The sequence below is a fragment of the Chryseobacterium foetidum genome (assembly GCF_025457425.1).
In the GTDB taxonomy this organism is placed as follows: domain Bacteria; phylum Bacteroidota; class Bacteroidia; order Flavobacteriales; family Weeksellaceae; genus Chryseobacterium; species Chryseobacterium foetidum.
In genome coordinates this window covers 1,294,502-1,307,628 of record NZ_JAMXIA010000001.1, presented here as the reverse complement: position 1 = coordinate 1,307,628, position 13,127 = coordinate 1,294,502, and the positions used below count along the sequence as shown (strand labels likewise).

14 protein-coding genes are annotated in these 13,127 nt (G+C 36.3%); 2 read left to right on the top strand and 12 right to left on the bottom strand.

Annotation, left to right across the window (positions count from 1 at the left end; all coding sequences use genetic code 11):
• Nucleotides 1-41: 41 nt before the first annotated feature.
• From fmt to folK, 5 genes are all read right to left on the bottom strand, one after another.
• Nucleotides 42-989 (bottom strand): methionyl-tRNA formyltransferase, encoded by a 948-nt coding sequence (gene fmt / locus NG809_RS06205; RefSeq protein WP_262149023.1) that lies wholly within the window; start codon nt 987-989, stop codon nt 42-44.
• A 123-nt stretch (nt 990-1,112) separates the two neighbouring features.
• Nucleotides 1,113-3,014 carry a RecQ family ATP-dependent DNA helicase gene (locus tag NG809_RS06200; protein ID WP_262149022.1) on the bottom strand — a complete coding sequence of 634 codons (1,902 nt, stop codon included), beginning with the start codon at nt 3,012-3,014 and terminating at the stop codon, nt 1,113-1,115.
• 78 nt (nt 3,015-3,092) lie between these two features.
• Nucleotides 3,093-4,550, bottom strand: a complete 1,458-nt coding sequence (locus NG809_RS06195) for an OmpA family protein (protein ID WP_262149021.1) — start codon at nt 4,548-4,550, stop codon at nt 3,093-3,095.
• A 72-nt stretch (nt 4,551-4,622) separates the two neighbouring features.
• On the bottom strand, nt 4,623-5,720 hold the full coding sequence (locus tag NG809_RS06190; RefSeq protein ID WP_262149019.1) for an OmpA family protein: 1,098 nt from the start codon (nt 5,718-5,720) through the stop codon (nt 4,623-4,625).
• A 10-nt stretch (nt 5,721-5,730) separates the two neighbouring features.
• On the bottom strand, nt 5,731-6,159 hold the full coding sequence (gene folK, locus NG809_RS06185; protein ID WP_262149016.1) for a 2-amino-4-hydroxy-6-hydroxymethyldihydropteridine diphosphokinase: 429 nt from the start codon (nt 6,157-6,159) through the stop codon (nt 5,731-5,733).
• Between the two features lie 19 nt (nt 6,160-6,178).
• On the opposite strand from folK, the gene sppA reads away from it, so the two are divergent.
• On the top strand, nt 6,179-7,933 hold the full coding sequence (gene sppA, locus NG809_RS06180) for a signal peptide peptidase SppA (RefSeq protein ID WP_262149014.1): 1,755 nt from the start codon (nt 6,179-6,181) through the stop codon (nt 7,931-7,933).
• Between the two features lie 74 nt (nt 7,934-8,007).
• Here sppA and NG809_RS06175 read toward each other — a convergent pair whose 3' ends face one another.
• The 6 genes from NG809_RS06175 to lnt form a co-directional block, all read right to left on the bottom strand.
• The gene (locus tag NG809_RS06175) at nt 8,008-8,268 is read right to left on the bottom strand and encodes a GlsB/YeaQ/YmgE family stress response membrane protein (protein ID WP_262149012.1); all 261 of its coding nucleotides are present in this window, start codon (nt 8,266-8,268) and stop codon (nt 8,008-8,010) included.
• Between the two features lie 51 nt (nt 8,269-8,319).
• Entirely contained in the window at nt 8,320-9,273 is a 954-nt protein-coding gene (gene ftsY / locus NG809_RS06170; RefSeq protein ID WP_262149011.1) for a signal recognition particle-docking protein FtsY, read from the bottom strand.
• Nucleotides 9,274-9,436: 163 nt separating this feature from the next.
• Complete coding sequence (locus NG809_RS06165; protein WP_002976755.1) at nt 9,437-9,589, bottom strand: DUF4295 domain-containing protein; 153 nt, start codon at nt 9,587-9,589, stop codon at nt 9,437-9,439.
• Between the two features lie 19 nt (nt 9,590-9,608).
• On the bottom strand, nt 9,609-9,791 hold the full coding sequence (gene rpmG / locus NG809_RS06160) for a 50S ribosomal protein L33 (protein WP_027373683.1): 183 nt from the start codon (nt 9,789-9,791) through the stop codon (nt 9,609-9,611).
• A gap of 3 nt (nt 9,792-9,794) precedes the next feature.
• Entirely contained in the window at nt 9,795-10,037 is a 243-nt protein-coding gene (gene rpmB, locus NG809_RS06155; protein ID WP_034760742.1) for a 50S ribosomal protein L28, read from the bottom strand.
• 122 nt (nt 10,038-10,159) lie between these two features.
• Nucleotides 10,160-11,800 (bottom strand): apolipoprotein N-acyltransferase, encoded by a 1,641-nt coding sequence (gene lnt / locus NG809_RS06150; RefSeq protein WP_262148986.1) that lies wholly within the window; start codon nt 11,798-11,800, stop codon nt 10,160-10,162.
• Nucleotides 11,801-11,855: 55 nt separating this feature from the next.
• Between lnt and NG809_RS06145 the strand changes: the two genes are divergently transcribed.
• Nucleotides 11,856-12,278 carry a VanZ family protein gene (locus NG809_RS06145; protein WP_262148984.1) on the top strand — a complete coding sequence of 141 codons (423 nt, stop codon included), beginning with the start codon at nt 11,856-11,858 and terminating at the stop codon, nt 12,276-12,278.
• On the opposite strand, the gene proC is transcribed toward NG809_RS06145, so the two are convergent.
• Nucleotides 12,259-13,062: a pyrroline-5-carboxylate reductase gene (gene proC, locus NG809_RS06140; RefSeq protein WP_262148982.1), complete on the bottom strand. Its 804-nt coding sequence runs from the start codon at nt 13,060-13,062 to the stop codon at nt 12,259-12,261. The two genes, NG809_RS06145 and proC, sit on opposite strands and share 20 nt — an antisense overlap.
• Nucleotides 13,063-13,127: the final 65 nt, after the last annotated feature.

Sequence of the window (13,127 nt, the reverse complement as noted above, 5' to 3'; positions counted from 1 at the left end):
TTGACTATTCACAATTCACAATCAAAAATGGCTTGAGTAAATCAAGCCATTTTTATTTCGTCGAAATTTCTGAAACCATTCAGAAAATCTTTCACATTCATTCTTTTCTTACCTTCTAACTGAAGTTCCAGCGGGAAATAAATTCCGTCTTTGGTAAAGATTTTAAAATCATTTTTTGAAATCTGTAAACTTCCGACAGGCTTTTCCTCATTGGAAAGTTCAAATTTTCCAGCATAAATTTTTAATCCTTTTTCTTCTTCTCCAATTTTTAAAGTCGTGAAGGCAGCTGGATAGGGAGACATTCCTAAGATAAACTGATGAACTTCTTTTGAGGTTTTAGAAAAATCAATTCTCGTGTCTTCTTTAAAGATTTTATAAGCGTTTTTCGGATGTTCAACTTCAGGCTGAGGTCTTTCAACGATTGAGTTTTCGGCTAGTCCGTCCAGTGTTTTTACTACTAATTTTGCTCCCATTTCCATCAGTCTGTCATGAAGACTTCCCGCATTTTCATCTTCCAAAACCGGAATTTCTTCCTGCAGTAAAATATTTCCTTCATCAATTTTTTCATTGATAAAAAATGTCGTGGCACCCGTTTTTTCTTCTCCGTTAATCACTGCATAGTTGATTGGAGCAGCGCCTCTGTAATCGGGTAGAAGGGAAGCATGAAGGTTGAAAGTTCCCATTTTAGGCATTTCAAACAAAACTTTAGGCATCATTCTGAAAGCAACGACAACGAAAACATCAGCATCTAATTTTCGCAATTCCTCTAAAAATTCAGAATTTCTTAATTTTTCAGGTTGAAAAACAGGGATATTATTTTCTGCAGCAAAAATTTTTACGGGAGATTGATTTATTTTTTGTCCGCGACCGCTGGCTTTATCGGCAACGGTTACAACGCCTACAACTTCATGATGAGACTGATGGATGGCTTCCAGTGAGGTCTTTGCAAACTCCGGAGTACCTAAAAAAACGACTTTCAATGATTTCATTGTGCAAAGATAAAACTATGAAGTCAAAATTGAGAAATTGAAAGGACTGAATTTTATAGCAACCGTATTGTTTGTCATTAATTATTCACTATTCATCAATCGTGATTGCTCATTACGCATTACTCATGTCAAAGCGTACGTTCGGAAATTCAACATTTTTACTTTGCCCGAATCCAATAAAAAAATCAGGTTTTCCAGGATGTTCTCTTTGCTCTGAAACTGCAATTGAATAGAAATTTCCTCAATCGTTGCAGGTTTTTTACTTAAAACCTTTAGGATTTCTGATGAAACATCTTTTCCGAAAATAGATTGTTTGTTTTTCTCACAAACCGTGCATTGTCCACAGTTTTTAGTATTATTTTCACCAAAATAGGAGAGAATCAATTTCATTTTGCAGTATTGATTGTCTTCAATAAAGAATTTCATTTCTTCCCATTTCTGGATTTTATTTTTCTGAATGTGTTCAAAAAGTTTCCAGTAAATGCTTGACATTACACGTTCGTCCCGTGGTTTCAGAAATTTAATGCTTGCCAGAGATCCGTCGATATATTCAAGATAATTCTTTTGCTGAAGTTCTTTAATTCTCTCTTTAATTAAATGCACACTCACACCAATTTTATCGCTCACTTTCATTTCGCTGAACATTACTTTATGCGTGGTAATTCCAGAGATGGATCTTAAAAGAAGTTCGATGAAGTATGCATCTTTTGCCGGAAGCTGATCCAGTTCATCAGGCTTTACTGAAAGCTGGAGTGTTGAAAAGCTTTTGTTTGGATTGTAATAAACAATTTCCTGATTGTGCAGAAACTGGAGAACATTTTTGATTTTTGCCGTCGAAGATTTTGTGAAATTCTGAATACCGTTGATATTTATCTGAAACTGATTTTCAGGTGTTTCAAATTCAGCAACCTGAAATTTTGAATAGATAAAACTCGTAATCTTCAGAAATTCTGTTTTGTTGGGAATCTGATTTTTTAAGATATCATCGAAATTTGAAAGTTCCTGCTGATTCCAGAGGAGAAATGCATAACTTTTTTTACCATCTCTTCCAGCACGGCCGATTTCCTGATAATAATTTTCAATAGATTGGGAAGGGGAGAAGTGAATTACAAATCTTACATTGTCTTTATCAATACCCATCCCAAAAGCATTGGTGGATATTAAAACATTCTGATCACTGCTGCTCCAGAAGTTTTGACGCTCATTTTTTTCTTTAGTGGTTAAGCCTGCATGAAAATAATCGACATTTTTGATATTTTGCCTGTGAAGATATTCGGTAAGCTGCTCAGCATCTTTTCGGGTTCTGACGTAGATAATTCCTGACTCTTTTGCGTATCTGAGAATATTGAAAACTTTTTGATATTTATCTGAAACCTCCTCTGAGAAAATTTTAATATTATCCCTTTTGAAACTTTTCTGAAAGACCTGCGGATTTTTAAGTTCCAGTTTATTTTTTATTTCATCTAAAACTTTGAGAGTTGCTGTGGCAGTTAGAGCCAGACATGGTATTTCAGGATTGTTTTTTCTGAATTCTTTAATGTTTTGGTAGCTTGGTCTGAAATCCTGTCCCCATTCAGAAATACAGTGTGCTTCATCCACTGCTATAAATGACAGTTGAATTTCTTCGATCTGTTGGAGGAACAGACTGTTAGTGAGACGTTCCGGGGAAACGTAAAGCAGTTTTGTTAAACCATCTTTACAACGGTTGTAGATTACTTCTGCATCAAACTCATCCAGTTCTGAACTTAAATATTCCGCTTCAATACCACGAAATTTTAACTGATTGACCTGATCTTTCATCAATGCTAACAGAGGAGATATTACCAGACAAGTTCCTTCCTGCAACAAAGAAGGAAGCTGATAACATAACGATTTTCCTGCACCCGTAGGAAGCAAAACTAAAGTATCCTTCCGATTCATTACAGAATCTATAATCTGCTCTTGTCCTTCTCTGAAATTATCATAACCCCAAAAATGTTTTAGGGTTTTACTTTTCAGTTCAGTAAAATCTTGTGGAGAAATCATAAAGTAAATGTAAGGAAAGTATTGAAACAAAAAAAGTCACGCAATGCGTGACTTTTAAATTTATAATAAGAAAAATTATTATTTAGCTTCGAAGTAAACTCTTCTGTTTGCTCTGTTTTTCCATTCAGGGCATTTTTCAGCAGGGTCACATTCTGGGTATTTAAGATCTTTTTCACCTCTACCAACAGAGTTAAGCTTAGAAGCATCAACACCGTTTTTGATCAGATAGTTCTTCACACTGTTTGCTCTTCTTTCAGAAAGTTTCTGGTTGTAAGCATCTGATGCTCTTGTATCAGTTGCTCCAATTACAGTATAAGTACCCGTTGAAGAGTTGATGTAGCTGACAGCATTATTAAGAATTGGAGTATTTGAAGGTAAAATTCTGTCTGAATTTAAGTCAAATTCAATTCCTTCCAAAGTTGTATCAGTCGCAGTTACGGTACCCGAGTCAACAGGTGTTGTAGGGCAACCGTTGTTTTCTACAGGACCAGGAACTGTTACACACTGATCGTAAAGATCAATAACACCGTCAAGGTCAGCATCCAAAGCAACACCGGCACCGTCAACTCTTGCACCAGCAGGAGTATTCAATTCTCTATCCCAATCGTCACAAACACCATCGTTATCTAAATCACCTTTTTTACAAACTTCAACTTCCTGGTTTTTCTCAGCCAATACGTCAAGTTTCCAATAAATTTCCTGCAATGGATCATGCCACATCAAGTGAGACTCATGTTTTCCTAACTTCAAAGATAAACCAAGTGTTGCGTTAATGAAGTTATCAGAAATCTGATCTTCTCTTTTATTGATATTGCTGTATTGTTCACCACCACCATCGAATGAATCGTCACCAGTGTAAACGTACATTGCTCTTGCTTCAATATCTAATCTTCTGTTGATTTTATATTTCAGACCAGTACCAGCCTGTGCAAAGAACGACTGACCTTTGAACAATTTCTGCTCAGTCATTAATCTTTGATTATTTTCGTCTTTCTGATAAGCTCTGTAACCCATGATACCGACACCCGCATAACCGTGTAATGCCCATCTGTAAGGAGATTTATTATCTACTCTTCTTAAAAGGTTTGAAAAGTTGAGATCTCCTAAAACAGAGATAGCGTCATATTGAGTTCTTGCACCTACTCTTTGGTATACAGACGCATCAGAAGGAGCAGCATCTTTAGTGTTAAACCATCCCTGTCTTGTTTCTCCTCTGTCGTACTGTAAGTTAATTCCAAAAGCATGAGTGATTGCTTTATCAACACTTACATACATTGAGTATCCAAAAAGGTTTTTACCGTTACCATTCTTAATAGAAGTAAGGTCGGCAGACTGTACCAATGGCACACCGGCACCGGCAGAAATTGCCCAGTCGTTAAATCTTTTAGATTCCTGAGTGAATTTTGAAACATTTGCAGATCCTGACGAAAATGTATTTGGATATTGCTGCTCATTACTCACTGCTGTAGAGTCCTGCGCAAAGCCTAGTGTAGGGACCGCTAAAGCAAATGCAACAATTGCTAAACTTAATTTCATAGTGTATTTTTTATTTTGTTATTACTTGATTCAATCATTTCAGTTATTATTTTATATTAACTAAATGATAATTTATTTAGGACAACCGTTGTTCTCCTGTGGTCCTGGTACAGTTACACATTTGTCGTAAAGATCAATAACGCCGTCAAGATCTAAATCCAAAGCAACACCAGCGCCGTCCACTCTTGCACCTGCAGGAGTATCAAGCTGTCTGTCCCAATCGTCACAAACGCCATCATTATCTAAATCTCCTTTTTCACAAACAACCAATTCAGTTGATGTGTTTTCAAGATCGTAAATACGGCCATAAACTTCCTGTAAAGGATCATGCCATGCAAGATGTGTATTGTGTTTACCTAATTTAAATGAAAGCCCTAAAGTGAAACTCATCGCTCCATCTGAATAGCTGTCATTTATAAGGTTATAATTAATTCTGTCTCCCAATGGTGTGTCTAACGATCTTCCTTCTCCACCGCCATCAAATTCTTCATCCATACTGTTGATATAGATTACTCTGGCTTCAAGATCAACAAGCTTTGAAACATTGTATTTCAAACCTACTGCAGCCTGCCAGAAGAATGAAGATAATTCTAATTTCTGATCGTTTTTGATTGGAATTCTTGGAGGATTAGTGCTCCATCTTGATGCATCATTGTCAATAAGCTCTGTTTTGAAAGCCATCAAACCACCACCAAGGTATCCGTGAAGAGCCCATCTGTATGGAGATTTATTATCAACTCTTCTTAACAAATTAGAAAAATTGATATCCCCTAACAATGATATCTGCTTGTACTTAGTCCAAGCGTTAGCTATACCTGCAGCTGGATTTGTAGCCAGTTCTGCCTGTTGTTTTGTCTCACCCATCTGGTACTGTAAATCAATACCAAACGTATGGCTGATTTGCTTGTCAATACTCGCATAGGCATTCCATCCCCAATTTACTTTATCTCCGTGAAATGACCTTACATCTGAAAATGTCATAAAGGCAGGACCTCCACCAACTGAAACAGACCAATCGTTAAATTTACGATTAGCATTGGTGAACGTCTGCACATTGGCAGAGCCCGAAGAAAAAGTGTTAGGATATTCGTGTGAATGACTAATCGCAATACTGTCCTGTGCGTAAGTAGCTATAGGAAGTGCAGCCAACAATAATAAACCTAATTTCATACAATATGTTTTATGTTCTGTTTAAAAATAAACTATCTAATAATAACCTCGAAAATTCTCTTTCGTAAAGATGTCTGTGGTGAGGGATCTCTAATCTGTTACAAAAGAAAATTAAATTACCATAACTTACAATATCAATATCTATCACCCTGTCTGAATAGCTTCGGGTATTCCCCGAATCTACCGACCTTCCCATGCTTTTTTCGATTTTTTTCAAAATCTTAAGAAGCTGAATTGGTGATAAATCTGTTTCAATACGTAGTGCAATATTACAAAAATTATTGGAACTGACAAATTCCACGGGTTCAGAATACAAAAATTTACTTTTAGATAATATTAGAATGTTTTGATCTGTGATTCTTTCAAAAGCAGTTTCGAGATTTTTTTTTTGATCTCCAATGTTACTTCCCAGTAACAAAACGGCATTATGTTGCGACATATTGGAAAAGTTATTGTTTATGAAGAGTTTCTTTAAAAATGTTCTGGCAAATATAGTGGCTGTTGCTATTTTATGTTGCTTATTTTTTGTCTTTTTTATTGTAATGATTGCTGTGGGCTCTGCCAGTGACAGTTCGTCTGTAGAGGTAAAGAAAAATTCTGTGCTTACAATCAACCTTAAAACTAAAATTATAGACAGCCCTACAGAAGTGCAGAAAGACGTTTTTGCTTTTAACAGTAAAAATAAAGAGATTCTTATTTACGATGCTGTAGAAGCAATTAAAAAAGCGAAAGATGATAAAAATATTAAGGGAATCAGCATTGAAGCTGATGATTTAAGTGCGGGTATCACTCAGATTGATGATCTAAGGGCAGCGATTGCAGATTTTAAAAAGAGCGGAAAATTTGTTTACGCTTACGGAAATACGGTTTCGCAGTCTTCGTACTATTTAGGTTCGGTAGCAGATCAGTATTATCTTAATCCGTCAGGTGGTATAGAATTGAAAGGTTTAGCCACCGAAGTTACTTTCTTTAAAGAATTTGCAGAAAAGTACGGTATCGGAATTGAAGTAATCCGTCACGGAAAATTTAAATCTGCCGTTGAACCATTTATTGCAAATGAAATTTCGCCTGAAAATAAAGAACAGCTGAGTACTCTTTTGAATGATATCTGGAACAGCACTTCTTCAAAAATCGCAGTTTCAAGAAAGATCGAACTGCCACAGTTCAAAACTGTTGTAGACAGCCTGTACGGAATGATTCCTGAAGAGAGCGTGAAATTTAAACTTGCTGACAAGCTTATTCAGAAAACAGAATATGATCAGATGCTGAAGTCGAAATTGAGTCTTAAAGACAAAGATAAACTTTCAAAAATTTCGCTTAATAAATATGTGGATTCTTTTAAAAATGAAGAAAAATCTGGTGACAGGGTAGCGGTACTTTACGCATCAGGATCTATCAACAGTGGTGATGAGTACAATGAAATTTATTCTGAAAAATATTTAAAATACATCAAAGATCTTCAGAACGACAAAAAAGTAAAAGCGGTTGTTTTAAGAATTAATTCTCCCGGAGGGAGTGCTAATGCTTCTGATGAAATTTTATTTGAATTGCAGCAGTTGAAAAAGAAAAAACCTCTTATTGTTTCGTTCGGTGATTATGCTGCTTCAGGAGGTTATTACATTGCAATGGCAGCAGACAAAATTTATTCCCAACCGAATACTTTAACAGGTTCAATTGGAGTTTTCGGAGTTTTACCTTACTTTAAAGAAATTGCCAGCAAAAATGGTGTACGTTCGGATATCGTTGCTACCAATGCCAATTCAGCTTATTACTCATCATTAAATGGTTTAAGTCCGCACGGTGTAGCGATGATTACAAAAAGTGTTGAGGGTACTTATAAAAGATTCGTATATTTTGTAACTCAAAACAGAAAGAAATCTTTCGAACAGATTGATGCTGTTGGCGGAGGAAGAGTCTGGAGCGGAACAAGAGCTAAAGAGATCGGGCTTGTAGACGAGTTGGGATCTTTAAATGATGCCGTGAAATTTGCCGCATCCAAAGCCAATCTTAAAAATTACAGAGTAAAATCTTATCCTGAAGAGAAATCTGCTTTCGAGCAAATCTTTGAAGGCATGAATGAAGACGATATCTCTGCAAGAGTGCTGAAAAATAAGATTGGAAAATCAAACTATGAGATTCTAATGCAGTTGACAGATAAAAAACTGAAGTCTGAAGTGAAAATGGAAATGCCTTTTCAAGTAAAAATGGACTAACTAAGTTATATTGTTTCATAAAAATGCGGCATCTGAATTTCAGATGCCGCATTTATTTTTTTAATTAAATTTTTCTAACGCTTTTTGGTAAGCATTTCATAGATCCAGATAACCAAAATGGCACCACCAATAGCCAATGCCCAGCTTCTGAAATCCCAGAAAGTTCCGATGTCACCCCAGTGTAATACGTAAACACCTATAAGCCCTCCAACGAAAGCACCAACGATACCTAAAATAATGGTAATTAGCCATCCGCCACCCTGTTTGCCAGGCATGATTAGTTTAGCGATTGCTCCGGCTAAAAGCCCGAAGATAATCCAGGTAATGAATCCCATAGAATAATTTTTTTAATGTTATTAATAGTGTTTGTTTAAAAAAGATAACAATTATCTCTTTCTGAAAAATGAATCTACAAACTCTGTACCATTAAAAAGCTGAAGGTCGTGCATCTTTTCGCCGACACCAATATATTTTACCGGAATCTGAAACTGATCTGAAATACCTATTACAACGCCACCTTTTGCAGTTCCGTCTAATTTTGTGACTGCCAAAGCGTTGACTTCTGTGGCCGCGGTAAACTGTTTTGCCTGCTCAAAAGCATTCTGCCCGGTAGAACCATCCAATACCAATAAAATCTCATGTGGCGCATCTGGAATTACCTTCTGCATCACTCTTTTGATCTTGGAAAGCTCATTCATCAGATTAATTTTGTTGTGAAGTCTTCCCGCAGTATCGATGATTACAACGTCGGCATCCTGTGCCACGGCACTTTGCACGGTATCAAAAGCAACGGACGCAGGATCAGATCCCATTTCCTGTTTTACGATCGGTACGCCCACTCTTTCGCTCCAGATGACCAGCTGATCAACCGCAGCGGCTCTGAACGTATCAGCTGCTCCAAGAACAACTTTTTTACCTTCAGATTTAAACTGGTGTGCGAGTTTTCCAATCGTTGTGGTTTTTCCTACACCGTTTACGCCTACAACCATGATGACGTAAGGTTTTTTTGAACTGTCTACATTTCCGGTGGTGGCGTGAGGGTTTTCCAAAAGAAGACTTGAGATTTCTTCACGTAAGATTTTATCCAGCTCGTTTACGCCAACATATTTGTCTCGTGCAACACGTTCTTCAATTCTCTGTATGATTTTGATGGTCGTGGAAGCTCCGACATCGGACGCGATAAGTATTTCTTCAAGATCATCAAGAACTTCATCATCTACTTTGCTTTTACCTACGACGGCTTTCGTCATTTTTTCAAAGAAACCCTGATTGGATTTTTCCAAACCTTTGTCTAAAGTTTCTTTTTCTTCTTTTTTAAAAATATTTTTAAACCAACTCATTTTTTATGAATTTTTAATGCGGGATGTTGGGTGCGGGATGTTGGATGTTTAAAGAGGGAAAGCATACATCAGTCCGCATCGTACATCCGGCAACAACACGCAAATATAACAAAAAAACTACCCGAAAACCGGATAGTTTTTGTATTTCGATAGAACGAAGTAATTATTTTTTCAAATAACCGTCTACTTCGTCTGCGTTCATTACTTTTTCTTCGAAAACGTAAGCTCCTGATTTAGAAGACTTCACCATTTTCACCACTTTAGTCATTTTTTTAGACTGTCCGCTTTGTAGGGTTGCTACTACTTTCTTTGCCATGGTAAATTATATTTATAAATTACTTGATTTCTTTGTGAAGGGTAGATCTCTTAAGAACCGGATTGTATTTTTTCAATTCCAATCTTTCTGTAGTGTTCTTTTTGTTTTTTGTAGAAATGTATCTTGACATTCCTGGCATACCGCTTTCTTTGTGCTCTGTACATTCAAGAATTACTTGAACTCTGTTTCCTTTTTTTGCCATGATTTAGTTCTTTTTAATCAATCCTTCTCTGATGCCTCTTTCGATAGCCTCTTCAATTCCAATCTTGTTAATGATTCTCAATCCATGAGCTGAAACTTTCAGCGTAACGTGCTTGTCTTGCTCTGGAAGGTAAAATTTCTTTTCCAATAAGTTAATTTCAAAACGACGCTTCGTTTTGTTATTAGCGTGGGAAACGTTGTTACCAACCATTGCACGCTTTCCTGTTATCTGGCAAATTCTTGACATATCTCGATGTTCTTATTTGTATAATATTTGAGGTTGCAAAATAACGAATAAATTTTCAGACAGACAAATATTTTGTAAAATTATTTATTAATTATTTCCTGCAACTTTCTTTAAATCTTAGCCTAAGCCTTTTTAGAATCGATTTTCGTTTTAATCCAATTGAAAATTAAATAAAACAATAAAAATCCAAATGCAAACATGCAGATTCTTGAAATAAAATCTCCGGTTCTGGTATAAAATGTTTCGCCTTCATATAATTTAATTTTCGAAAACAACGCTGTTTTATCGCCGTATAAAGTGTCTTCCTCAATTTCACCCAAAGCATTGATGTGTGCTGAAATTCCACTGTTGGCAGCTCTCGCAATTTCTCTTCTGGTCTCGATGGAACGCATTCTTGCGTAAGAAAGAAGCTGTCTGTGTCCTTCTGTTACGCCCCACCAGGAGTCATTGGTCATAATGGCGAAGAAATTAGCACCCTTTTTTACATAATCGGTTACAAACTCACCATAAATGCTTTCGTAGCAAATGATCGGAGCCATTTTTCCTTTGTTGTAAGGATTTGAAAAAGCCACGCGTTCTTTATCAATTCCGAGGGAAGCAACTGTTCCTCCAAGATTAATCATTGCATCGCCCAAAATAGGTTTCAGATAAGACATATAAGGGAAAATTTCAACACCTGGAACTAGCTTTCCTTTATGATAAACTTCTACTTTTTGATTGGGAATGATCTGCACGGCAGAATTATAGCTTTCAACCCACGTCCCCGAACTGGTTTGGTAAGCTTCTTTCGGTAAATTTTCTGAGTTTAAATAATATTTGTGAGAAGAAATTCCTGAAGCAAAAATTGATTGCGGATGTTTCGTTAAAAATGATTTTACATTATTCAAAAGTTCACTCTTTTCAAAAGCTGTTTCAGAAATAGAACCTCTTCCTGGAATTGCCGTTTCCGGTGCAATGTAATAATCGATTTTTGTGGTTGAATGTTCCTCAGCAAGACTTAAAAGTTCGTTTTGAATCGTAATGCTGTCTTTCTGATATTTTTCGTTGTAAGGATCCAATTCAGGCTGAAGCATCAATACATTTACTTCGCCGATCGGTTTTTCATTAAAATTATTGTATTTCACAATGGAAATAATCATGGGAATACCGATCAGTAAAGCAATTACAGAAGAATTAATGATTAAACTCTTTCTTTTTCTGCCTGCCTGCCAGATTCTGATGGTGTAGAAAATAAAAACATTAATGATTAAAATCCAGAAACTTCCACCTGTAGCTCCAATTGTATCGTACCACTGAATTAATTTAGGATATTCTGAGAATGAATTTCCAAGATTCAGCCAAGGCCATGTGAGTTCCCAATTCAGATGGAATTTCTCAAAACACATCCAGATGCTGACGAAAAAAGCCAGTCCCCAATACGTTCCCTGTGCATTTTTGTACCAGTGATAGCATTGGAAAACGAGTGAATATAATAAAGAATTAATCAAAACCGGAAATAAAACCGCCATCATCGAGTGACTTCCGTCGGGATTTTTTGATCCGTAAAGCCAACCTGTGGTCACTGCATTCCAGATCACAAAACAAAGGTAGGAAAGCCCGAAAACCACCCAGCTTTTTCTGCTGTATTTAGAAAATTTTGAAATATCATGTTCCATCACCAAAAGCGGAACGAGCGCAATAAATATGAAAAAAGGAACGCCGTAAGTAGGCCATGAAACCGAGAGCAGCATCGCCGCAATAAGCGTGAGAAGTAAATGTTTCATTAAAAATCTTTAATACGCAAATTTAGTCTTTTTGAAATGAATATCTTTGCTATCGATGTTAAAGAAGTTTTACCAAATTACGATTTTCCCTTACACTTTATTTCTGCTTTATCTTATGTTTCTGGGCATGGGAAGATTTCAGTTTGAAGAAAATATCATCAGAATCGAACCTGTTTTTTCGACGGTGAAATTTATTGAAAATACCATTCGCTGGTGGGATATTGTGAGAATTGTTTTGGGGAACGTTGTGATGTTTATTCCTTTCGGTTTTTTAGGCTGGGTATTTCCGAAACTGAACGATTTGACAAGTTTAATGTACACCTTTATTTCTTCCATCTTAATCGTCGAGGGAATGCAGTATTTTACCCGCCTCGGAATTTTCGAGATTGATGATATTCTTTTAAACAGTTTCGGCGTTTTTATTGGATATCAGATTCGAAGGCTTATCGAAAAGAAATTTAGCCGTTCAGTTCTTTAGCGCGTTTTTCAGCGTTCAGAATTCCTTCTTTCAGACTTCCTTTTAAATCTTTTTCTTCGAATGTTTTCAAAGCTGCTTCAGTTGTTCCGCCTTTTGAGGCGACGTCTTTAATGAGTTCTTCAAGGTTTTTATCGGAATTATTAATTAGATGATACGCTCCGAGCATGGTTTGCTTAACGAAAAGTTTAGATAAATTTTCATCAATTCCCATTTCTGTTCCTGCTTTGATCATGGCGTCAACAATATAATAAAAGTAGGCCGGACCGCTTCCTGAAAGGGCTGTAACGCCATCCAAGAGTTCTTCGTTTTCCAAATAGACAGATCTTCCGGTAGAGTTGAGTAACCTTTCAATATTAATCAATTGACTGAAAGAAATTCCATCTGCAGCAGTATAACCCGTAATTCCCATTCCCAAAAGAGTAGGTGAGTTGGGCATCGCTCTTACTACCATTTTATGATTGAGCAGAGTTTGAATTTTCTCAATTTTGATTCCTGCCATAATCGACAGCACCATTTGGTTTTCTTTTAATTTAAATTTAAAATTTTCCGCTGCGTGCTTGAAATCCTGTGGTTTTACGGCAACAATAATTAAATCTGCATCCAATTCAGATACATTTTCAAAAATTGAAATTTCAGATTTTGGAAATTCTTCGGTTATTTTTTGGATCTTACTTTCATTTCTTGTAATCAAATGAAGGTTTTCAGGTTTAATCAGTTCATACTTCAGAAATGATTTTGAAAAAGACAAGCCCATATTTCCGGCTCCGATGATAGCGATTTTCATAGTTGTGTGTTTTGTTTAAATGCAAAAACGCCCAGACAGGCTAAGCGTTTTTTATAAGTAATGAG

Excerpts from the sequence above, each read along its gene's own strand:
- fmt (WP_262149023.1), bottom strand. The coding sequence starts at position 989 with ATGAAATCATTGAAAGTCGTTTTTTTAGGTACTCCGGAGTTTGCAAAG.
- NG809_RS06200 (WP_262149022.1), bottom strand. The coding sequence starts at position 3,014 with ATGATTTCTCCACAAGATTTTACTGAACTGAAAAGTAAAACCCTAAAA.
- NG809_RS06195 (WP_262149021.1), bottom strand. The coding sequence starts at position 4,550 with ATGAAATTAAGTTTAGCAATTGTTGCATTTGCTTTAGCGGTCCCTACA.
- NG809_RS06190 (WP_262149019.1), bottom strand. The coding sequence starts at position 5,720 with ATGAAATTAGGTTTATTATTGTTGGCTGCACTTCCTATAGCTACTTAC.
- folK (WP_262149016.1), bottom strand. The coding sequence starts at position 6,159 with ATGTCGCAACATAATGCCGTTTTGTTACTGGGAAGTAACATTGGAGAT.
- sppA (WP_262149014.1), top strand. The coding sequence starts at position 6,179 with ATGAAGAGTTTCTTTAAAAATGTTCTGGCAAATATAGTGGCTGTTGCT.
- NG809_RS06175 (WP_262149012.1), bottom strand. The coding sequence starts at position 8,268 with ATGGGATTCATTACCTGGATTATCTTCGGGCTTTTAGCCGGAGCAATC.
- ftsY (WP_262149011.1), bottom strand. The coding sequence starts at position 9,273 with ATGAGTTGGTTTAAAAATATTTTTAAAAAAGAAGAAAAAGAAACTTTA.
- NG809_RS06165 (WP_002976755.1), bottom strand. The coding sequence starts at position 9,589 with ATGGCAAAGAAAGTAGTAGCAACCCTACAAAGCGGACAGTCTAAAAAA.
- rpmG (WP_027373683.1), bottom strand. The coding sequence starts at position 9,791 with ATGGCAAAAAAAGGAAACAGAGTTCAAGTAATTCTTGAATGTACAGAG.
- rpmB (WP_034760742.1), bottom strand. The coding sequence starts at position 10,037 with ATGTCAAGAATTTGCCAGATAACAGGAAAGCGTGCAATGGTTGGTAAC.
- lnt (WP_262148986.1), bottom strand. The coding sequence starts at position 11,800 with ATGAAACATTTACTTCTCACGCTTATTGCGGCGATGCTGCTCTCGGTT.
- NG809_RS06145 (WP_262148984.1), top strand. The coding sequence starts at position 11,856 with ATGTTAAAGAAGTTTTACCAAATTACGATTTTCCCTTACACTTTATTT.
- proC (WP_262148982.1), bottom strand. The coding sequence starts at position 13,062 with ATGAAAATCGCTATCATCGGAGCCGGAAATATGGGCTTGTCTTTTTCA.